Here is a 20,325-nt window from a genome sequence, read left to right on the forward strand (position 1 = left end):
CGATCAGGGCGCATCGCGGTATTCAACGTAGGCCCGTGCGCGCAGCTCCTGCGCCCACAGGTTGTAGGCCTCTTCAATTTTCTTTTCGCGCAGTGCGTAGCGGGCCATCTCGCGTTGCTCGCGTGGACTGGGCTGCACTTGGCGGCGTTCCATCAGTTGGATCAGGTGCACACCAAAGCGCGATACCAGTGGTTGGCTGATCTCGCTGGGCTGCAAGGCTTCTAGCACCGATTCAAACTCGGGCACATAGCGTCCGGGCGTCGACCAGCCCAAATCACCCCCTTGCTTGGCGCTGCCGTCTTGTGAGTGTTCACGGGCCAAGTCAGCAAAGTCTGCCTGACCGGCCAGAACGCGGCGACGGTAGTCGGCCAAGCGTTCAACGGCGGCAGCTTCGCTCAATTGTGGTGTGGCCCGCAGCAGAATGTGGCGGGCCCGGTTTTGTGTGATGGGGGGCAGCTTGCTGGTGCTGACCTTGTCGACCAGTTTGAGCACATGAAAGCCTGCTGCCGATCGCAGTGGCCCCACCACGCCACCCACTGGCAAGGTCTGCACAGCGGTGGTGAACAGTTCAGGATAGCGGTCGGCTGGGCGCAGGCCCATCAGGCCGCCTTGGGCGCGTTCTGGGCTTTCGGAGTAGCTGCGTGCCAGTGCAGCAAAGTCACCCCCGGCACGGGCCTGATCGACCACTTGCTGGGCGCGGGCTTGGAGTTGTGCCACTGCTTCGGGCGAGGCATCCTCGGGCACCGTGATCAGCACATGGCCGAGGTTGATCTCTGAGGAGGCGGCGCTTTGGCCTCCAGTTTGTTCGCGCAGGTAGGCATCGGCCTCCAGATCGGAGATGCGCACGCGCGCGTCTACTTCGCGTTCGCGCAGGCGCTGTTGCAGCAGTTGGCGGCGCAGGTCTTGGCGAAAGCGTTCGGGCGTTACGCCATCGGCGGCCAGGCGGCGGTACATCTCTTCGCGGCTGACGCTGTTTTGGCTGGCGACCATTTGTTCGGCTTGGGCCACGGCCACGTCATCGACACGAATGCCGTTTTGCTGTGCCTGTTGCAATTGGATTTTTTCTAGGATCAGGCGCTCCAGCACTTCGCGTTCTACCACCGCCAACGGAGGTGGGTTGGGTTGTCCGGCGAGTTGCTGTGCCACTCTGGCCACACGGGCCTGAACCTCGTTGTGGGTGACAGGCTCGGAGTTGACCACGGCCACAATGTAGTCGGCTTGCCGTGTGGTGGGGCTGCTCCCCGGTGCGGGTAGCAAGACGGGGGCAGACAGGGCGCGCGACAGGCTCGGGGTGTGGCTGCCGGTTGCCGCAGGACGCAAGCCCTGCGCACTGGCGCCCGAGGTGGCAAAGGTGGCCAGACAGGCAAGGCCCAGGGCAAAGACACGGTGGTTCATGGCGGAAAAAGTCTCAGTCGTAGTTGCTGAAGCGGCTGGGCGTGCTGACTTGCTCGCGCAGGTATTGGTAGCGCGGAATATTCTGCTTGAGGCTGGCCAAGGGGTTGGAGCCTAAGGTTAAGCGTGAGAAGCCCACAAATTCGAGCTGGAACAGCAGCCGGGTGTTGGTACTGGTAACGGTGCTTTGCAGGCGCTCGAGCACCACGCGGCCAATCCAGCAACAGCCGTCGTATTCCAGCCCCACAACGGTATCGACCAGCTTGCGGTCTTGCAGGCTGTAGTTCAGCCGTCCCACGCTGTACCAGCGCCCGCCGCCTTGGCCCCGGCCTGCACCCAAGTCCAGCCCTTTGTCGCCCCACAAGTCATTGAGCGGCCATTGCCAGCCTACGTCAATTTGCTCGCTGGTGCCGCGTTGGAGCCGGTAGGCAGCGTGGAGGGTGCGGTAGTGTCCGGGACTGTAGCGGGTGCCTACTGTGGTGCGGATAGATTGGCTGGTTTTGGGGTTGAACTGCACGGTGGAGTCCAACCCCCATTGTGGCGTCCATTGCACCCCGGCACCCAGCAGCAGGTCGGACAGGCGCTCGTCTAGTGGCGCCGCCCCTGGCAAAGTGACGTTTTGGTCAGAAAAGCGCAGGCGTTGGGCGATGCCAAAGCGCGCAGCCTCGGCGCCTGTGGCCGGGTCGAGCAGACGGGTGGTCACGCCCAAGGTGAGCAGGTTGTTGTCGGCCAGACGGTCGTGGCCGCCAAAGGCGTTTTCGGTGTAAATGGTGGCAAAGTTGAAGTCGTTGGCAGCGGTGTCGTACACCGGCAAGAGGCTCTGGTTGCGGTAGGGGGTGTAAGTGTAAAAAGCCCGTGGCTCCAGGGTTTGCAGGAAGTTGCGTCCTAGGTAACTGGTGTCGCGCTCAAACACTAGCCCACTGTCGAGGCTGAAGGTGGGCAGCACGCGGCTGACTGAGCGGCGGCCATCGGCCAGTGGGCTGTCAAACTGGTATTGCGTGGCGTGCAGTTGCAGCCGGGGCACTAAAAAGCCCGCTGCTGCCAGATAGGGGCGGCTGATTTGCGCCAGCGCATAGCTGCGGGTGGCATTGGGCTGGCCGGTCAGGCTGCGCTGGGCCTGAAAACGTGTGGCATCGGCCTCTACATTGACATCGAACACGCCCCACTGCGGGGGCGCATAGCGCCAGTGCAGTTGTGGCAGGCGATCGTAAGGGGGCACGATGGGGGCCGAGACGTCTTGCAAGGTCTGCCACTTGAGGGTGCGCAGTTGCAGGCCCATGTCACCACCGGCCCAAGACAAGGTGGCATCGCCTGGTAGCAGGCGCTGGGTGATTTGGGTTCCGGCACGGGCAAAGTCACGCCAGTAGTGGTCGTCACTGACACGCTCTAAATTCAGGTTCAGGCCCAGACCCCCCAGTGGAGTGGCAATACTGCCCTGGTGCTTGATGCCATAGCTCCAGCGGTGGCGATGGCGCAGCCGGTCTGAGGGCAGGAAATCCCCACGCAGCTCACCGTGGTAGTCGGGCTCCAGATAGCGGAACTCGGCCCCGGCTTGCACGCCCCGTTTGGCCATGATTGCTCCCCGCAAGGTGGCATCGCGGTTGGGGGCGATGTTCCAGTAGTAGGGCTGTTCATACTCCATGCCATTGGTGCTGTTGAGGCCAATGGTGGGGGGCAACAGGCCAGACTTGCGCTTGTCCGATAGCGGAAAACTGATGTGCGGCAGTGGCAGGATGGGCACGCCCTGAAATTCCAGCACTGCACCTTCGGCCCGTCCTACTTCTTCAGCCATGTCCAAATGAATGGTGTTGGCCCGCAGCATCCAGCCGGGCTGCCAGGTGGCCTCATCGCTGCGCTCGCAGGTGGTGTAGGTGGCCTGGCGCACAATGGCCCGGTCGCGGTCTAAAAAATCGACCCGTGCCGCTTGCCCGTGGGCGGCATTGCGCAAAAATTGGTAGCGGGCATCGTTAAAAAACCCCTCAAAGGCATTGACGTGTAGCTCCAGCAGCGTGCCTTCGTAAACATTGCCCGCCCGATTGATGCGTACTTGGCCTTGCGCTTGCAAGAAGTCCTCGGGCACGGTGTATTCCATGCGTTGGGCTCGAATCACCGTATCGGCGCGGCGCAGCTCGGCATTGCCCTCCAACACGGCTCGCACATCGGGCTGACCCTCTATGTGGTCACCCGAGACAAACGTGGGCATTTGCGCCCGCACAGCGTCTGGGATGGTTTCTTGCAACAGCGGGCTGGCGCGCAACACCAGGGGGGCAGCGGCAGATGCTGCCTCCATGTCTTGTGCCGATGCCAACAGGGGCAACGCGCACAAGGCCGCCATCAACTGCTGCACCAGTGCCGTGCGCGTACAGGGTGGGGCGTTGCGGGCAAGAGAGCGCACAGGCATTGAGGGAGTGCGAAGCAGGTCGGGCAAGGGTGTCAGTCCAGGAAAACAGCAGTGGGCATGCCCCTACGGGGGCCGCCCACCACCCGCGCCGGGCGGGCCGGGTTTGTAGGCACAGATTATCCACATGCGCAGCACCCCAACACGTCCAAAAGTGGGCGTGGCTGTTGTAGAGTCTGCGCCGAAACGGTAGAGCCACTGCCGTTGCACCTTTTCTTTCCGTTCCATCCACAAAGGAATCCCAGAATGTCAGAACGCAAGACCATTGAAAGCTGCCTCAAGAGCTACGACGGCTATATCGATTTCTGGAGCGATGATGCCGGAGATACTGAGCAGCTCTACAAGCTGCGTGATCACATCCATGATCGCTTGGGCGAACTCAACCCCACCCAACAGGCCGAGTTGCGCAAGATCGATGACAAATTGCTCAAGCTGGTCAATGACAACCGTGACAGCCAAAGCTGGGACGCCGTGATGCTGCGCAAAACCGGCGTGCTGGTCAAAGACGAGCGTTACTGACCTCCTTGGCGGGAGCCAGGGGTGGCCGGGTTTGTAGAATCCGGCCCGCCATGAGCCACCCCTCTTCCCCCCCCGCTTGCACACCTGCTGTTGCTTTGTCCTCCAGCGTGACTTGGGCCGAACCGGCCCGCCATGCTGCCTTTGTTGCTTGGTTAACGCCGCTGGTAGATTTGCACCAGTTGTTGCCCGACACCTTGCGCCCCGCCTCTGCCGATGCCAGTTTTAGGCGCTATTTGCGGCTCGACACTGCCACGGGCAGCAGTTGCATCGTGATGGATGCCCCCCCCGATAAAGAAAACTGCCAGCCCTTTGTGCAAGTGCAGGCACTGATGCAGCAGGCGGGCTTGAGCGTGCCCAACATTCTGGCTTGGGAGCAAAGCCACGGCTTTATGCTGTTGAGTGATTTGGGCCAACACACCGTTATTGAAAAGCTCCACCCCGAACACCCCCAAGACGCCTATGCTTGGTACCAGCAGGCCACCGATACGCTGCTGCAATGGCAACTGGCCTCTCGCCCCGGGGTGCTGCCCGCTTATGACGAGGCGGTGCTGCGCCGGGAGCTGGCGCTGTTTCCCGACTGGTACGTTGCTCAGCATCGGGCCTTGACGTTGGACGATAAGCAGCAAGCTCTTCTCACACAGACTTTTGATTGCATCGTGGCTGAGAATTTGTCGGTGCCCAGCGTGTTTGTCCACCGCGACTTCATGATGCGCAACCTGATGGCACCAACCACGGCAGGCGGGCCGCTGGGGGTGTTGGATTTTCAGGATGCGCTGTATGGCCCCATCACCTACGATATTGCCAGCCTGTTGCGCGATGCCTTTATCAGTTGGGAGGAGGATTTCATCCTCGACATCACGGTGCGTTATTGGGAGAAGGCGCGCAAGGCCGGGCTGTTGGGCGCCCAGAGCGCCAGCGGCTGGGGGGCTGATTTTGGCGAGTTCTACCGCAGCGTAGAGTGGATGGGTTTGCAGCGCCACCTCAAGGTGGCGGGTATTTTTGCCCGCCTGACCTTGCGCGATGGCAAGCCTAAATACTTGGCCGATGCGCCGCGCTTTATCCACTACATCCGCTCCACCACCCAGCGTTACCGCGAACTGCTGCCGTTCAGCCGCTTGATTGACCAGATTGAAGGCACCCAAGCGCCGGTAGGCTACGCCTTTGGCCGCGTCTAAGTCAAAGGAATACCTATGCCACGCTTTTACTGTCCGGTTGAGTTGCTGCCCGGTGCCGAGGTGGACTTGCCCGCTGGGGCGGCACGCCATGTGCAGGTGCTGCGCATGCAACCGGGTGATGCCATCACCTTGTTTCAGGGCGGGCTGGATGGGTCAGGTGCCGGTGGCGAGTTTGAGGCCACGGTGCTGCGCATGGGCCGCAGCGAGGTGCGGGTGCAGGTGGGCAAGCACCACCCCATCGAGCGCGAAGCCGAGCGGGCTATTCACCTGTTGGCGGGCATCACGGCCAATGAGCGCATGGACTGGTTGGTGGAGAAAGCCACGGAATTGGGCGTAGCCAGCATCACCCCGCTGCTGGCCGAACGCAGTGTGCTCAAGCTCAAGGCTGAGCGGGCCGAGAAAAAGCAGGCCCACTGGCAGGCCGTGGCGGTGGCCGCTTGCGAGCAATGCGGGCGCAATCGGGTGCCACGCATCCATGCGGCCCAATCGCTGGCCGACTGGTTAAGCCAAGGCTCCAGCACGGCCCCCGCAGAACAACGGCTGGTGCTCTCGTTGCGCACGGGCACCCAGCCACTACAGCGGGCGGTGGTAGGTGCTGGCCCCGTATGGTTTCTCTCTGGCCCTGAAGGGGGGCTCAGTCCTGCCGAAGAGACATTGGCACTGGCCCACGGTTTTGTGCCCACCACACTGGGGCCACGGGTGCTGCGTGCCGAGACGGCTCCACTGGCTGCACTGGCCGCATGGACGTTGGCTTGAGGGGCAGGCCGCGCCGCCGCGTAAATATTTGTGAATTCAACTGCACACAGCCAGCGTAGGCACTCCTAGAATGAAGCTGTAGTGGTTCCAGCAGCCGCTCGTTTCTGAAGCTAAGGAGGTTCGCATGTACAAGAACGCGATAGCAGCCATCGTTATGGCTTGGTGTGCGTCTGTTGCTGGTGCTGCGGGGGTGGAGCAAGCCCCACAGCAGGAACAAGATGAGGGCGTTACCGTAGCGCAACGCTACGATCATCCTCACCGCGATCGGTATGACCGTTACGACCGCTACGATCGATACGACCGGCGGGATTGGAGAGATCGGCCCCCACCCCACTGGGCGCGTGACCGGCCTCCACCACCACACCATGATGCCATGTGGGTGCCTGGTCATTGGGAGCGCCATCGTGGTGTAGATGAATGGGTGCCTGGTCATTGGGAACATCGTGGTCGTCGCTATCCGCACTATCCTCGTGACGGTTACCGCCCGATCCGGTAAGCCCTGGCGGCCCTGAGCCTTGGCGCCCCTGCACGCAATGCCCGCAGGGGTGTGCTCCTTCATCTTTTTGCATAAAAACTTCCCATGAAGCTCCGGCCCTTACCACACGCCCGTTTGTGGGCGGTTTTGTCGATAGCGACGGCCCTGACCGGCTGTGCCAGCCTGAAAAGCCACGATGAGCTGGCAACCGAAATGCAAACGGCGGGCCGCACAGGTGGCGTTGCAGCATCGCTGGCCCGGCTCGAATCCACAGCCACCACCGAAGACGACAAAAAAGCCCTGCTCTACAACTTGGAGCGCGGTGAGTTGCTGCGCATGCAGGGCCGCTACGAAGACAGCAACAACGCCTTTTTGTTGGCCGACACCAAGGTCAAAGACTGGGAAGAGGCTGCCAAGACCAACCCACAAAAGCTGATGGGCACCTTGGGTGCCAGCCTGATCAGTGAACGCTTTAAGGTGTATGAGGGCCAAGACTATGAAAAGGTCTGGCTCACTACCCGGTTGGCCCTCAACCGTATGGCGCTGGGCGATTTTGAGAATGCCCGTGTGGATATCAAGCGCACCCATGAGCGCGAAGCCGTGATTGCCGAGTTCCGTGCCAAAGAGATGGTAGCCGCCGAAGAGGAGGCCAAGTCCAAGGGGGCCAGCAGTGCCAGCAAGGAAATCAGCGGCTATCCCGTCGAGACCCTCAATGACCCCGAAGTATTGGCTCTGAAAAATGGCTACCAAAATGCGCTATCGCACTATTTGGCCGGGTTTTTGTACGAAGCCATCAATGAGCCGGGAATGGCGGCACCTGGCTATCGCAAGGCCATCGAGCTCAAGCCCGAAACCCGCGTGCTGGAAGAAGGTTTGCGCGGTCTGGACAGCCGCACCAGCTTTACATGGAAGCGCCGCCAAGGCATGACCGATGTGTTGTTTGTGGTGGAGGCGGGTGAGGCACCGGCGCGCAAGCCCAAAGCGTTCACCCTGCCCATCCCTATCAACCACCGCATCAACACGGTCAGTATTTCCTATCCGGTGATAGAGCCATCGCGCGATCCGTTGCTGAGCCAGTTGTCGGCTGCTGGGTACGACTTTCGGCTGGAACGGGTGGTGGATCTGAACGTCATGGCCCGGCGTGCTCTCAAGGACGAGATGCCCGGCATGGTGCTGCGCGGCTTTACCCGCGCGTTGGCCAAGGGGGTGATGCAAGACCAACTGCAAGAAAAAGGCGGAGCTTTGGCAGGCTTGCTGGGTGCCATTGCAGCTATTGCCACCGAAAAAGCCGACGACCGCATGTGGCGCATGTTGCCAGGCCGTGTTTATGTAGCACGGGGTTATTTGCCTCCCGGTAAGCACCGCGTGCGTATCAATGGCCGCGAAGTAGAAACCGAGATTGACGTGGGCGGGCAATATGCGTTGGTGCCGCTGCGTTTGCACGAGCAGCAAATTCTGGTGGGTCAGGTGGCCACCATTGGTGCCTTGGCCGCAGGCGCTGCACCAGGGCCAGTGCCCGCTCCCACCAGCACGGCTGCACCCGCCAGCCCTGTGCAGCCACCAACCAAAAAAACCTCTCTAACAACAGCACCCAACCGCCGTACGGTGGTGGCGCCTGCCGAGGCCGCGGAGCCACCGCCCGCACACAACGTGGAGCCAATGGCAGCCCCATCGCGCTCATCTGGCCGCCCACCACAGCGCACCCGCCCTTATCCGTCTTGGCCCGTTGGTACGCCTAACATGCCCGCACCGTTGCCCAGTGGGCAGCAGTGATGGCTTTTTTCTGGAGGATGTGTGTGATGAATTTCCGTTTGACACTGGCCAGTGCGGCCACGGCTTGGTTTGCCCTGATGGGCAGCGCACAGGCCCAATACCACGATCCAGCCACCCCCCCTGCGGTGGCCGATAAGGTGTTTTTGAGCAGTGATGCCAAAGGCGTGGCCGTGACAGAAATGCGCATCCAGCCCAAAAATGGCGTGCTGGTGGTGCAGGCCGATTTGCTGAATATGCGCCACAGTGAGCGCACGGTGTACTACCGGTTCCGTTGGGTCGATGGTGCGGGCAACCAGGTGGGCGATGGCGAAGCCTGGAAACAATTGCCACTGATGGGTATGGGCCGCCAAACCGTCAAGAGCGTAGCCCCCAGCAGCGAAGCCAGCGATTTCCAACTGGAAATGAACGTGGATCGCCCCCGTTGAGTGGCTGGACGGCCTGTTTTTTCACATTCTTTTCGCTATGACCTTCTCACGCTATCCCCTTTTGCTGGCCGCACTGGTTGGCACCCTGACCCTGACCGCCTGCCAGAACCCGCAGGTACCCACCATCCGTTTTGACCGTCAGGTCAACTACGGCGATGCCAAAGGCGTCGAGTTGGTAACCAACGAGTTTGGTTCTACCGACCTGCAAATGATTGCCGAGAAAATGACCGGCAGCTTGCTCGAGACGGGCATCTTTCAGGGCCGCCCCACCGTCACCATTTCTACCGTCAAAAACAAAACCAGCGAGTACATCGACACCACCAATGTGATGCACTCGATCCAGACGGCGCTGGTCAAGTCGGGCAAAGTGCGTTTTGTGCGTTCCATCAACGAGATGCAGGCCGGTGTGGATGAGCTGCAACGCCAAAACCAGAGCGGCCTGTACAAGCAAAACAGCACGGCCAAAATTGGCAACATGACCGCTGCCCGCTACAGCATGGAGGGCGAGCTGACCAGTATCGTCAAGCAAACGGCAGGCACCAAAGACGTTTACTACAAGTTCACGCTCAAGCTGTTTGATGTGGAAGAGGGCACCATTGAATGGCAGGACGAAAAAGAAATCCGCAAAACTACCCGCCGCTGAAAGGAGCATCCATGCAACGCAGAAGTACATTGGCCGCCGCAGCAGCCTGGATAGTCGGTGCTGCTTGGGTGGCTGGCCCTGCCAGCGTGCAAGCGCAGCCAGCGCCGCGCATTGCCGTCACCGATCTGGCTTACACCCCACGGGTGTCGGAATACTTTGAGGCGGGCACCGAGCAAGGCAGCTCCCATACGCGCGACACCCGCTGGAGCAGCACCACCAGCGAGCAATACAGCTCTACCTATGTGGCGGGGCGCTACAGCTATATCGAGCAGCGCCAGCTGTACTCTTTTACCAACGACATCAAGGGCGCACTGCTGCGCGGCACGGTGTTCCGGCTGGTACAAGGCAAAGCCTTTGATGCTGGCGCACCACAGCCCACCAAGGCTGAACAGGCATTGCACCAGTTGCAAACGGGACGCATGGCACGGCCCAGCCGCCAGCCCGAAGTGCGCGACATCATCGCCCGTATCAAGAAGGGCGAGTTCAACGGGGCCGACTATGTGCTGTTTGGCGCTGTCTCGAGCGTGCAGTTTCGCGATGCACTGTCGCCACTGCAAGGCACGAGCAGTGCCACGCACCAATATGGGCTAGATCTGTTGGTGGATTTTTCGCTCATCCACACCCGTACTTACGAAATCAAGGCGGCCTTCTCGGCCCAAGGTGCTGGCAACGACACCAAGATTTTGTCGAACCGGGGCGATATTGCCCCACCCAACCGGGCCAAGGTGATGCGCGAAACCTCGCAAAGTTTGGCAATGAGCGTGTATGAGCAGCTGGTAGATCAGTTGGGCTACAGCGATCCGCGTCTGTCGCGTGGTGTACGTCCACCACCCTTGTCGGATGGCGAGCCAGAACCGTATCCAGACCAGCCCCCCCCGCCTCCACCCGTGACTATTCTGCGTTGATGCCACAACAATGTCGGCTTGAGGCCCGCTGTATGCGGGCCTTGTTGTTTTTGCTGGGGCTATCTTGGTGGTGGCCCCATGCAATGGCTTGGCCTGCCTCGCACCCCACAGAACTGTCTAGACCTTTGTTGGCCCCCAGCCGTTGGCAAGAGAGTCGCTGGCCCACCACACCAGGGGAAGCAGATTTGCCCGTGCTGCACCGAGGGGCGTTGTTGCCACCGTTGCGCTATCGGGTTGTGGTATTGCCCGGCTCTGGTTGCGCAGGCATGGGTGCCATTGCACCGCGCTATTTTGCGGGGTTGCTCCATGCCGAAGTGTGGGTGTTGCACAAACCCGGCATTGAGGTGGGACATATGACACCACCGACCCAGTGCGCCCCCGCTTTTGTCCAGACCGATGCGCTGGCATGGTGGCATCGGCAGGCTCAGGCGGCGCTAGAGGGCTGGTGGCAGCGCACAGCCCACAGCCCAACAGCCACGCTGCCCACGGTGTTGGTTGGAATTTCTGAGGGGGCGGAGCTTGTACCTGCTTTGGCACCTGTGGTGCCCGGAATGGCCGCGATGGTGTTGTTGTCGGCACCGGGCTTGGACCCGCGCGAGACGGCCGTCTTGCAAGCACAACGCCTAGGCCGCTGGCCTGAATGGCAGGCCTTGGAGCGTGCGCAGGCCAGCCCGTTGCCCGATCACACCCTTTACCAAGGGCGCAGTCTGCGTTACTGGCGCGACCTTTGGCACTGGCCGTTGGAGCAGCCATTGCGCAACAGCCCGTGGCCCTTGTTGCAAGTGTGGGGTGATGCTGATGCGTTGGTGCCTGCACAGGCATTTGCCTTATGGGCGCAGCGGATGCGACAGCGCCCCGCTCCGTGGTGTGTGCGCCAGTTGCCCGGTGCCGATCATGGCTTACAACACGGTGCCCAAGATGGGGTGCAACAGCTATGGCACTGGCTTGAGCAGTGGGCACGCCAGCCCTTGGCCGGGCTGTGTGCGCCTACCACGACCCCTGCTGGGTAGGCACAGGGTTGCCAGCAGAATCACTTCTGCCGGTCGGCCTCCTTTTGGTCGGCGTCAATCTTGCGTTGCAGCACATACACAAACGCAACCCCAGCCACCACCATCATGGCAATGCCGATGATGCTCATCAGGCCATAGTCGGTAGTGAAAAGGTCGTTCAGCAGCTTCATGGGAGCCCTCCGGTTGGAATAAAAAACCATTGTATGGGCCGGAATTCTGGTGATGGCCTTGGATGACGGTGTTGATACAGGTCAACCGGGCACACCGAACCCCTGTGCTGCAAGAAAATCGCACTGCTTCTAAGATGGCTGCATGAGTACCACGTCTGCCCCCGCCCATCCCGAGGCTGCAGCCCTGCGCCAAGATATACGCACCATCAGCCTGATTGGTTTGGCCCACGGCAGTTCGCATTTTTTCCACATGCTGTTGCCGCCGCTGTTTCCGTGGCTGATCGCTGAATTTGGCTTCAGCTATGCCGAGTTGGGCTGGCTGGTCACGGTGTTTTTTGTCATCTCGGGGGTGGGGCAGGCGCTGTCGGGTTTTTTGGTCGATCGGGTGGGGGCTCGGCCTGTGCTGTTTTTTGCTTTGGGCAGCTTTATGTTGGCCGGTGTGACTGCAGCGACCGCGCAGGGCTACGCTGGGCTGGTGCTGGCAGCCGCTTTGGCGGGGTTGGGCAATGCACCGTTCCATCCGGTCGATTTCACTATTTTGAACAAGCGGGTGTCGGCGGCACGGCTGGGGCATGGCTTCTCGGTGCATGGTATTTCGGGCAACTTGGGCTGGGCCGTGGCCCCGTTGTTTATGGCCGGGCTGACCACGGCCACTGGCTCGTGGCGGCTGGCCTGCTTGTGTGGTGCGGCGCTGGCGTTGTTGGTGCTGGCGTTGTTGGTGCTGGCGGTGATGGTTTGGCAGCGAGATGCCTTGGATGACCGCCAAGGCGCTTGGGGGCATCCCAGCGGTAGCCACGCCAGTGCTGCGGCGCCAGAGCACCCGATGGCCTTTTTGCGCCTGCCATCGGTGTGGCTGTGTTTTTCATTCTTTTTCTGGAGCACCTGTGCTCTCAGTGCCATTCAGAGTTTTGCCAGTCCTGCCTTGCAGCAAATGTATGGGCTGCCCCTGAACCTGACGGCACTGGTGGTCACGGGCTACATGCTCTGTGGTGCCGCTGGCATGGTGGCGGGTGGTTTTCTGGTGGGGCGGGTAGTGCGGCTGGAAAAGACGATCTCGGTCTGTTTGGTGGCATCGGCCGTGCTGCTGGTGCTGGCAGGCACAGGCTGGCTGCCGGGCACTGCTGCCTTGGCCTTGGCGGCACTGGCAGGGCTGGGCACGGGCATTGCTGGCCCTTCACGCGACATGCTTATCAAGCGTGCAGCCCCACCGGGGGCCACAGGCCGGGTGTATGGCACGGTGTATTCGGGGCTGGATCTGGGCTTTTCGGTGGCGGCTCCCGTGTTTGGTGTTTTGCTTGATCGTGGTTTGACGGGCGGTATTTTTTATGGCTCGGCCCTGGCTTTGCTGTTGAGCGTGGCCTCTGCCACGCTGGTGGGCATGGGAATTTGGGCGCGCACTCGGCACCCGGTGGCCCCAGTGAGCCCCTGAATCGGCTATTTTTGAGTGAGGTGGCTTGCACGGTTAGTTTTTCGGAATATAATAGCGGTCTTACTTCAGTAAGCGCATGGTTTTCAAAAAACCATCATCTGCGGGATTAGCTCAGTTGGTAGAGCGATACCTTGCCAAGGTATAGGTCGAGAGTTCGAACCTCTTATCCCGCTCCAGTTTTTTCCTTTGCGTACAAGCTGCCCATGTGGCTCAGTGGTAGAGCACTCCCTTGGTAAGGGAGAGGTCGCGGGTCCGATTCCCGCCATGGGCACCAATCATGGTTTACGCAGCCAGTGCACCAGCATGGGTGCCGCGCTCAAAAATGCCAAACCAAACACCAAATAATTGCCTGATGCTGGGTTAAATTCTTGCGCAATCCGAGGCCACGGTCTGTGCATCAGCCATCGGCCCAGTGCCACATCAAACAGGGCCATGAAGGTCGCCAACCCCAGGCCTAGCGCGGCATGGTGCCAAGCGGTGTGCAAGCCCAGGCCGGGCACCATGAACCAGCAAATGGCCCCCGCCAGCAGCGATCCTGTCAGGGCGCTGCGCTGGAGTGCCCGCTCTTTACCCCAGCGGGGCACCGCCCACACGGTGCGTGCGATGCCGTGCAGGGTTTCAGCACCGGCCAATAGCACACACAGGGCCAAAATCCGCAGGGCGGTATCCCACGCCAAGCCATGGCTCATTTGAGCACATAGCTGGCCAGCACGGCCTGCACCTCGTAGATATTGAGTGTCTTGTTGAACTGCTTTTGCAGGGGAACGGGGGTGCCAGAAATCCAAATTTTGAGTTCGGCATCCAGATCAAAAGTGCCTGCGGTTTCGATGCTGAAGTGGGTAATGCTTTTGTAGGGGATGGAGTGGTGTTCAACCTTGCTCCCGGTCAATCCCTGTTTGTCTACCAGCACCAGGCGCTTATCGGTAAAAACGAAGTAATCACGGATCAATTGGTAAGCATGTTCTACCTGCTCACCGGGTGCCAGAATGCGCTCGAATTCTGCGGCAATCTTGCGGGTGTCTATTTTGGAGGCATTGCCCAATACGCCGTCAAAAAGGCCCATAGTGGTTTTCTCGCTGGTGAAGGGTGGTAGGAGGTGGCTGTGCGTTACCAACTAAAAATTTTGCCGGGGTTCAAGATATTGTGTGGGTCTAGCGCCTGTTTGATGGCCCGCATCACGGCCAACGCGGGCGTCCCTGCCTCATCGACCAAAAAGCCCATTTTGTGCAGGCCCACGCCATGCTCGCCGCTGCAAGTGCCTTGCATTTGGATGGCCCGTTGCACCAGCGACTGGTTGAGCTGTTCTGCCTGCGCACGCTCTTGGGTGCTGTCGGGATCGATCAGGTAGCCAAAGTGAAAATTGCCATCCCCCACATGACCAACTAAAAAGTACGGGATGCCGCTGGCATCGGCTTCGGCCACCGAGTCCAGCAAGCAATCGGCCAAGCGGCTGATGGGCACGCAGGTGTCGGTGGACATGGCTTTGCAGCCGGGGCGGCTGGCAATGGCGGCAAACAAGGCATTGTGCCGGGCCGTCCATAGCCGGGTGCGCTCTTCGGGGGTGGTGGCCCATTCAAAATCATTGCCACCCAAATCGCGGGCAATCTCTTGCACCGTTTGCGCCTGCTCTTGCACGCCAGCGGGGGAGCCGTGAAACTCCATCAGCAATAAGGGCTCCTCGCGCAGACTCAGTTTGGAGTAGCGATTGACCATGCGTACGCTGTGGGCGTCGATCAGTTCTACCCGGGCAATGGGCACCCCCAGCTGTATGGTCTGGATGACGGTGCGCACCGCAGCCTCAATGCTGGGAAAAGAGCAGATGGCTGCCGATACCGCCTCGGGCAGTGGATAGAGCTTGACCGTGACTTCGGTGATGATGCCCAAGGTGCCTTCGCTGCCCACCATCAGGCGCGTCAGGTCGTAGCCTGCGCTGCTTTTTTTGGCGCGTGAGCCGGTGTGGATCACGCTGCCATCGGCCATCACCACTTGCAGTGCCAGCACGTTTTCGCGCATGGTGCCGTAGCGCACGGCATTGGTGCCGCTGGCACGGGTGGCACACATGCCGCCCAAGGTGGCGTCGGCGCCGGGGTCGATGGGGAAAAACAGGCCCGTGGATTTGATGGCGTCGTTGAGCTGTTTGCGTGTCACGCCTGCTTGCACTGTCACGGTGAGGTCGTCGGCGTTGACCGACAACACTTGGTTCATGCGCGATACGTCCAGACTGATACCTCCCTGCACTGCCAGCAGGTGGCCTTCCAGCGAGCTGCCCGCACCAAACGCAATGATAGGCACGGCGTACTGCTGGGCCAGTTGCACAGCGTCGCGCACGTCCTGAGTGCTTTCGGCAAAGACTACGGCATCGGGTGGCGGCATAGCCGCATAAGCCGATTCGTCACGCCCATGCTGTTCGCGCACAGCTTGGGCTGTGGAGCATTGGGGGCCAAAGCGGGCTTTGAGTGCCTCTAGGCATGCTGTGGGCGCAGTGCGGGGAGCAAATGCAGGTGAATGGACGTGGGACGGTGCGGCAGGGCTGTGCATGGGCGAACTCTCCGGGGGAGGCGAAGAATACCACCGGGTCGATAGAGAGACTCAAAGGCCCGAGTATGGGTTTATGGGGCACTCTGGCCGACAATCCCCTATGGGCTGCCTGCGCGGTGCGGCGGCCACCGACCAGGGGAAAGAATTTATGGGCAACCGCCTGACAGAAATCGCCACACGCACCGGCGACAATGGCACGACAGGTTTGGGCAACAACCAGCGTGTCTCTAAAGACAGCCTGCGTATTCATGCATTGGGCGATGTGGACGAGCTCAACTCGCACATGGGGCTGCTGTTGTGTGAGGCACTGGCATCAGATGTGCGTGAATTGCTGATCGATGTGCAGCACCAACTGTTCAACCTGGGGGGGGAGCTGTCTATTCCTGGCTACCAGTTGCTGCAACCGCAGGCGGTGGTGCAACTGGATCAGGCACTGGCCCACTACAACGCGCAATTGCCACGTCTGTTGGAGTTCATTTTGCCCGCAGGCAACCGTGCTGCCAGCCAAGCGCATGTGTGTCGCACGGTGGCCCGCCGCGCCGAGCGGGCAGTGGTGGCCCTGGGCAATGAGGAGACCCTGTACGACACGCCCCGCCAATACCTCAATCGCCTGTCGGATCTGATGTTTGTGCTAGCACGGGTGTTGAACCGTGCAGAGGGAGGGGACGACGTCTATTGGCGCAGCAGCCGGTTAAGCCAAGATCAGGAGAACACACAATGACATGGAGCCTTGCACGGTGGCGCATTGGTTTGCGCCTGAAACTGGGTTTTGGCATATTGATGGTGATGATGTTGCTGATGGCCGCCATTGCCATCTTGCAAATGAGCCGGGTAGCCCAAGCCAATAGCCAATTGGTGGATGAAGACTGGGTCAAGGCAGAGGCCACCAGCACCATCGACACCCTGACACGGGCCAATGCCCGCCATACGATGGAGTTGGTGCTGTTTGCTGATGCTGCCCATCTGGCCCAGAGTAAGGCAAAAATTGCTGCCAACCGCCAAGCCATTGACCAGGCTCTGGCGACGCTGGAGCGTTTGGTGCAGGGCACAGAGGGCAAGGCGCTATTGGCCCGTGTGCAAGAGGCGCGGGGCCGCTATGTGCAGTCGTTCAGCCGCGTCAGTGGTTTGGTAGAGGCCGCAGAGCATTCCAAGGCACTGCAATTGCTGCAAGGCGAGACCTTACCCACTCTGGACGCACTGCAAACCGAGGTCAGCGCGCTCAACAATCTGCAAAAGCAGCGGGTGGACAATACTGGGCACTATGTGCTCAAAGAGATTGGCACCGCCCGTTGGCTGCTGTTGGCCCAAGCCTTGGCCGGGCTGGTGCTGGGCACGGTGCTGTCACTGTGGATCACGCGCTCTATTGTGGCCCCACTCAAACGGGCAGTGCAAATTGCCCAACAGGTGGCCGCTGGTAATTTGGGCAGCCCCATTGAGGTGCAGGGCCAAGACGAAACCGCCGAGTTGCTGCACGCTTTGCGCGAGATGGACGAGGGTTTGAGCAAGATTGTGGCCCAAGTGCGCAGTGGGGCGGAGAACATGGCCAGTGCCACACGGCAGATTGCTGCAGGCAATATCGACCTGTCTTCGCGCACTGAGGAAGAAGCCAGCGCACTGGAGCAAACGGTGGCCTCTATGCACGAGCTGACCAGCACAGTGCGCCAAAATTTTGAGCACAGCAAAACGGCCAACCAGATTGCCGATGCGGCGTCCAAGGTGGCTGTCAAGGGGGGGGAAGTGGTGGCACAGGTGGTCAACACGATGGATGCCATCAATGTGTCATCGCGCAAAATTGCCGACATCATCAGCGTGATCGATGGCATTGCCTTCCAAACCAATATTCTGGCGCTCAATGCAGCAGTGGAGGCGGCACGGGCGGGTGAGCAAGGGCGGGGCTTTGCGGTGGTGGCCTCTGAGGTGCGCAGTTTGGCCGGACGTGCCGCCAGTGCTGCCAAAGAGATCAAGGCGCTGATTGATGCCTCGGTGGGCAATGTCAGTGCGGGTTGTGCCCATGTGGAGCGTGCAGGGGCGACGATGGATGAAATCGTTGTCAATGTGCGCCGCGTGACCGACATCATGGGCGACATCGCCCATGCCAGTGAAGACCAAAGTGCGGGCATTGACCAAATCAACCAAGCCATGTCGCAGATGGATCAGGTCACGCAATCCAATGCGGCGCTGGTGGAGCAGGCTGCCGCTGCTGCACAGTCATTGGAGCAACAGGCGCAGAGTCTGGTGCGTGCCGTCAGCGTGTTCCAGTTGCGCGAAGACCGTTAAGGCTACCTTGACCGGGTGGTAGGTGGCTACCCGGTTCAAACTCTCTGCCCAAATGGCCCGCCAAAGGCTATATTGGTTGCTTCCCATGCTGGAGGCCCGCCATGTTTGAATCCGCAGAGATTGCGCACAAGGTCAAGAAATCGGTCTATAAAAAAGCTGTTCCGGCACTGCGGGCGGCGCTGCTGGAGGCGCAGGTCGATCTGTACGAGGGCAAAAAAATGCCGGTGGTGCTGTTGATCAGTGGCCAAGATGGCGCTGGTAAGAGCGAGACCATTAACCTGCTCTACGAGTGGATGGACCCACGCTTTCTGTCTACCTTGGCATTTTCTTTGCCCAGTGAGGAGGAGCGTGAACGCCCGCCCATGTGGCGCTATTGGCACGCGCTGCCGCCCAAAGGGCGCATTGGCATTTTTGCCGGTTCTTGGTATTCAGACACCATCCGGGAGCGAATTTTGGGCAATATCTCGTTGCAAGAGGTGGACGCCCATGCCGACCAGATCAACCGCTTTGAGGCCATGCTGGTCAACGAGGGGGCGCTGGTGCTCAAGTTCTGGTTCCACCTGACGCGTGATGCGCAAAAAAAGCGCCTCAAGGATTTGGAGAGTGACCCGCACACGGCTTGGCGTGTGACCAAGTGGAACTGGGAGCGCCTCAAGACCCACGACAAGCTCCAAGAAGTGGCGGGGCATTTTTTGCGCATGACCAACACCCCTTGGGCACCTTGGGTGGTGGTGGATGGCAGTGACGACTGCTACCGATCCCTGACCGTAGGCCAAACTTTGCTTCGGGCGATGCGTGCCCGACTCGATCGCCCCCACGCACCCAGTGCTGCGGTGACGCCATTGGTGCGGGCCGATATTGATGGGCGCAACGTGTTGTCGGTGCTAAACCAGCAATTGTCTTTGACACAAGACCACTACGAAAACGAGTTGGCTCTTTGGCAAGGGCGTTTGGCGGAGTTGTCGCGCTCGCCAGCCTTTAAGCACCGTGCGGTAGTCTGTGCCTTTGAAGGTTCGGATGCGGCGGGCAAGGGCGGTGCGATCCGGCGCGTTTGCGCTGCACTGGATGCACGGCTGTACCAAGTTGTGCCCATTGCTGCACCCACAGACGAAGAGCGTGCCCAACCACACTTGTGGCGCTTTTGGCGGCACCTGCCGCGCCACGGCCACATTACGCTGTTTGACCGCACTTGGTATGGCCGGGTGTTGGTGGAGCGGGTAGAGGGATTTTGCCAAGAGCACGATTGGTTGCGCGCTTACACCGAGATCAATGATTTTGAACACGAGTTGGCCGAGGCGGGCACCATCGTGGTCAAGTTCTGGTTGCAAATCAGCCAAGATGAGCAGTTGCGCCGCTTCAAGGAGCGCGAAGAGATCGCATTTAAGCGTTTCAAGATCACACAAGAGGACTGGCGCAACCGCGAGAAGTGGGACGCCTACCAACAGGCCGTATGCGATATGGTGGATCGCACCAGCACCGGCACTGCGCCTTGGACGCTGGTGGAGGCCAACGATAAGAAGTACGCCCGTATCAAGATTTTGCGCACCCTGTGCGAGCGGCTAGAAGCCGAACTGCAAACCCCACCCAGCAAACAGGCGGTGGTGCGGGCCAAAAAAATAGCCAAGTCTGAAAAATCGGGCAAGACGGACAAACCCCGCAAGGCGGGCAAGGACAAAAACAAGAACAAACCGGCAGCTGTGGAGTTGGAGCCGGACGAAAAAACCTGAGTGCGCCACCCCCTTTGCGGGAGCTTGCCCACAGGGCCAGCCCACAGCGCATAGCATGGTGCTTTGGATTGGATGTTTCAACCCCGGAGATTTTTTCTGATGAAGCTGTATTACTCCCCCGGTGCTTGCTCGCTCTCGCCCCATATCGTGTTGCACGAGTCGGGTTTGCCTTTTGAGGGTGTGGTGGCCAGCACCAAGACCCATCTGTTGCCCGATGGCACAGATTTTTACACCATCAACCCACTGGGTTATGTGCCGGTGTTGGAGCTGGACAATGGCGAGCGCCTGCGTGAAGGCCCAGCCATCGTGCAATACTTGGCCGATCAGGTGCCTGCCAAGCAATTGGCCCCCGCCAATGGCACGCTGGAGCGTTACCGCTTGCAAGAGTGGCTCCACTTCATTGGCACCGAAATCCACAAGGGCCACAGCCCGTTGTTTGCCCCCGGCACGCCAGAAGATTACAAGCCATTGCTGCGCGAGCGCCTGCTGTCGCGCTTTGCTTGGATCAATGAGCAACTGGCCAACAAAGACTATTTGCTCGGTGCGTTCAGCGTAGCCGATGCCTACCTGTACACCACCACCCGCTGGGGGCAGTTTGTGGGGGTGGATATCAGCGGCCTGCCCCATCTGGTGGCCTTCAAGCAGCGCATGGAGGCCCGCCCCGGTGTGCAGGCCGCCCTGCGTGCCGAGGGTTTGCTCAAATAAGCACCATT

20 protein-coding genes and 2 tRNA genes are annotated in these 20,325 nt (G+C 60.3%); 16 read left to right on the forward strand and 6 right to left on the reverse strand.

What is annotated here, in order from left to right; translation table 11 throughout:
* Nucleotides 1-3: 3 nt before the first annotated feature.
* Nucleotides 4-1,395: a peptidylprolyl isomerase gene (locus tag ACYVB2_RS08115; RefSeq protein WP_382432103.1), complete on the reverse strand. Its 1,392-nt coding sequence runs from the start codon at nt 1,393-1,395 to the stop codon at nt 4-6.
* 13 nt (nt 1,396-1,408) lie between these two features.
* Entirely contained in the window at nt 1,409-3,793 is a 2,385-nt protein-coding gene (locus ACYVB2_RS08120; protein WP_382432162.1) for an LPS-assembly protein LptD, read from the reverse strand.
* A 243-nt stretch (nt 3,794-4,036) separates the two neighbouring features.
* Here ACYVB2_RS08120 and ACYVB2_RS08125 point away from each other — a divergent pair, with 243 nt between their 5' ends.
* From ACYVB2_RS08125 to ACYVB2_RS08165, 9 genes are all read left to right on the forward strand, one after another.
* The gene (locus ACYVB2_RS08125) at nt 4,037-4,309 is read left to right on the forward strand and encodes a hypothetical protein (protein WP_382432101.1); all 273 of its coding nucleotides are present in this window, start codon (nt 4,037-4,039) and stop codon (nt 4,307-4,309) included.
* A gap of 50 nt (nt 4,310-4,359) precedes the next feature.
* Nucleotides 4,360-5,484 (forward strand): aminoglycoside phosphotransferase family protein, encoded by a 1,125-nt coding sequence (locus ACYVB2_RS08130; protein ID WP_382432099.1) that lies wholly within the window; start codon nt 4,360-4,362, stop codon nt 5,482-5,484.
* 15 nt (nt 5,485-5,499) lie between these two features.
* Nucleotides 5,500-6,240, forward strand: a complete 741-nt coding sequence (locus ACYVB2_RS08135) for a 16S rRNA (uracil(1498)-N(3))-methyltransferase (protein WP_382432097.1) — start codon at nt 5,500-5,502, stop codon at nt 6,238-6,240.
* Between the two features lie 124 nt (nt 6,241-6,364).
* The gene (locus tag ACYVB2_RS08140) at nt 6,365-6,736 is read left to right on the forward strand and encodes a hypothetical protein (RefSeq protein ID WP_382432095.1); all 372 of its coding nucleotides are present in this window, start codon (nt 6,365-6,367) and stop codon (nt 6,734-6,736) included.
* Nucleotides 6,737-6,820: 84 nt separating this feature from the next.
* Entirely contained in the window at nt 6,821-8,488 is a 1,668-nt protein-coding gene (locus ACYVB2_RS08145) for a COG3014 family protein (RefSeq protein WP_382432093.1), read from the forward strand.
* A 26-nt stretch (nt 8,489-8,514) separates the two neighbouring features.
* The gene (locus ACYVB2_RS08150) at nt 8,515-8,913 is read left to right on the forward strand and encodes a YcfL family protein (RefSeq protein ID WP_382432091.1); all 399 of its coding nucleotides are present in this window, start codon (nt 8,515-8,517) and stop codon (nt 8,911-8,913) included.
* A gap of 37 nt (nt 8,914-8,950) precedes the next feature.
* Nucleotides 8,951-9,556, forward strand: coding sequence for a penicillin-binding protein activator LpoB (gene lpoB, locus ACYVB2_RS08155; protein ID WP_382432089.1), 606 nt, complete (start codon nt 8,951-8,953; stop codon nt 9,554-9,556).
* Nucleotides 9,557-9,567: 11 nt separating this feature from the next.
* Nucleotides 9,568-10,461, forward strand: a complete 894-nt coding sequence (locus tag ACYVB2_RS08160; protein WP_382432088.1) for a hypothetical protein — start codon at nt 9,568-9,570, stop codon at nt 10,459-10,461.
* 32 nt (nt 10,462-10,493) lie between these two features.
* Nucleotides 10,494-11,471, forward strand: a complete 978-nt coding sequence (locus ACYVB2_RS08165) for an alpha/beta hydrolase (protein WP_460536049.1) — start codon at nt 10,494-10,496, stop codon at nt 11,469-11,471.
* Nucleotides 11,472-11,491: 20 nt separating this feature from the next.
* On the opposite strand, the gene ACYVB2_RS08170 is transcribed toward ACYVB2_RS08165, so the two are convergent.
* Nucleotides 11,492-11,641 (reverse strand): DUF3149 domain-containing protein, encoded by a 150-nt coding sequence (locus ACYVB2_RS08170; RefSeq protein ID WP_382432084.1) that lies wholly within the window; start codon nt 11,639-11,641, stop codon nt 11,492-11,494.
* 142 nt (nt 11,642-11,783) lie between these two features.
* Between ACYVB2_RS08170 and ACYVB2_RS08175 the strand changes: the two genes are divergently transcribed.
* The 3 genes from ACYVB2_RS08175 to ACYVB2_RS08185 all read left to right on the forward strand — a co-directional run bounded on the left by ACYVB2_RS08175 (nt 11,784) and on the right by ACYVB2_RS08185 (nt 13,344).
* Nucleotides 11,784-13,070 carry an MFS transporter gene (locus ACYVB2_RS08175; RefSeq protein WP_460536054.1) on the forward strand — a complete coding sequence of 429 codons (1,287 nt, stop codon included), beginning with the start codon at nt 11,784-11,786 and terminating at the stop codon, nt 13,068-13,070.
* A 100-nt stretch (nt 13,071-13,170) separates the two neighbouring features.
* Nucleotides 13,171-13,246: transfer RNA gene (locus ACYVB2_RS08180), tRNA-Gly, on the forward strand.
* Between the two features lie 23 nt (nt 13,247-13,269).
* Nucleotides 13,270-13,344: transfer RNA gene (locus tag ACYVB2_RS08185), tRNA-Thr, on the forward strand.
* Between the two features lies 1 nt (nt 13,345).
* On the opposite strand, the gene ACYVB2_RS08190 is transcribed toward ACYVB2_RS08185, so the two are convergent.
* Genes ACYVB2_RS08190 through ACYVB2_RS08200 form a run of 3 tightly spaced genes read right to left on the reverse strand, consistent with a single transcriptional unit; the run spans nt 13,346 to nt 15,608 of the window.
* Nucleotides 13,346-13,759, reverse strand: a complete 414-nt coding sequence (locus ACYVB2_RS08190; protein WP_382432080.1) for a hypothetical protein — start codon at nt 13,757-13,759, stop codon at nt 13,346-13,348.
* On the reverse strand, nt 13,756-14,133 hold the full coding sequence (locus ACYVB2_RS08195; RefSeq protein ID WP_382432078.1) for a PH domain-containing protein: 378 nt from the start codon (nt 14,131-14,133) through the stop codon (nt 13,756-13,758). Before ACYVB2_RS08195 ends, ACYVB2_RS08190 begins: the two co-directional genes overlap by 4 nt.
* Before the next feature lie 44 nt (nt 14,134-14,177).
* Nucleotides 14,178-15,608, reverse strand: coding sequence for an FAD-binding oxidoreductase (locus ACYVB2_RS08200; RefSeq protein WP_460536058.1), 1,431 nt, complete (start codon nt 15,606-15,608; stop codon nt 14,178-14,180).
* Between the two features lie 148 nt (nt 15,609-15,756).
* Here ACYVB2_RS08200 and ACYVB2_RS08205 point away from each other — a divergent pair, with 148 nt between their 5' ends.
* The 4 genes from ACYVB2_RS08205 to gstA all read left to right on the forward strand — a co-directional run bounded on the left by ACYVB2_RS08205 (nt 15,757) and on the right by gstA (nt 20,317).
* Nucleotides 15,757-16,329 carry a cob(I)yrinic acid a,c-diamide adenosyltransferase gene (locus tag ACYVB2_RS08205; RefSeq protein ID WP_382432160.1) on the forward strand — a complete coding sequence of 191 codons (573 nt, stop codon included), beginning with the start codon at nt 15,757-15,759 and terminating at the stop codon, nt 16,327-16,329.
* Complete coding sequence (locus ACYVB2_RS08210) at nt 16,326-17,885, forward strand: methyl-accepting chemotaxis protein (protein WP_382432074.1); 1,560 nt, start codon at nt 16,326-16,328, stop codon at nt 17,883-17,885. The genes ACYVB2_RS08205 and ACYVB2_RS08210 overlap by 4 nt, the downstream gene beginning before the upstream one ends.
* A gap of 101 nt (nt 17,886-17,986) precedes the next feature.
* Nucleotides 17,987-19,612: a polyphosphate:AMP phosphotransferase gene (gene pap, locus ACYVB2_RS08215; RefSeq protein WP_382432072.1), complete on the forward strand. Its 1,626-nt coding sequence runs from the start codon at nt 17,987-17,989 to the stop codon at nt 19,610-19,612.
* 99 nt (nt 19,613-19,711) lie between these two features.
* Complete coding sequence (gene gstA / locus ACYVB2_RS08220; RefSeq protein WP_382432070.1) at nt 19,712-20,317, forward strand: glutathione transferase GstA; 606 nt, start codon at nt 19,712-19,714, stop codon at nt 20,315-20,317.
* Nucleotides 20,318-20,325: the final 8 nt, after the last annotated feature.

It is taken from the genome of Giesbergeria giesbergeri, assembly GCF_054779375.1.